At 38.7% G+C, this 527-nt stretch carries 1 protein-coding gene; it reads right to left on the minus strand.

The genetic code is table 11. The features are described from left to right. Positions 1-527, minus strand: a 527-nt coding sequence (locus ABD297_RS23655; RefSeq protein ID WP_344257635.1) for a S1 RNA-binding domain-containing protein, incomplete at both ends; no start/stop codon positions are given.

Genomic DNA, 527 nt, shown 5'->3' on the forward strand with positions numbered 1-527 from the left:
CTTTTGCGCCGGTGCTTTTTTCTGTTGAGCTCTATTTTCAGTTGGCGCTTTTTTATTGGCGTTTGCTGGTTTAGGTTGTTCCTCTAAACGCATCGTTAAGCTAATTCGCTTTCTGTTGACGTCAACTTCCAACACTTTTACTTTTACAATATCGCCTGCTTTTACAACTTCTGACGGATCAGCAACAAACTTATCTGTAAGTGATGAAATATGCACAAGACCATCTTGGTGAACACCTATATCTACAAAGGCTCCAAAATTAGTAACGTTAGTGATCACACCTTCTAAAATCATACTAGGCTGTAAGTCACTAACTTTCTCAACGCCTTCCTTAAAGGTTGCCGTCTTAAATACAGGTCGAGGATCTCGGCCAGGCTTTTCAAGTTCTTTTACAATGTCTTTAATGGTCAATAAACCAAAAGAGTCGTTTATATAGTCGTTTGCATTTAAAGACGTTAAGAAGGCGTGGTTTGCAATGATATCATCAACGGCACGGTTATGGGTTTCTATTATATTTTTAACGACAG

It is taken from the genome of Terrabacter carboxydivorans (assembly GCF_039532035.1).
Lineage (GTDB): Bacteria > Actinomycetota > Actinomycetes > Actinomycetales > Dermatophilaceae > Terrabacter > Terrabacter carboxydivorans.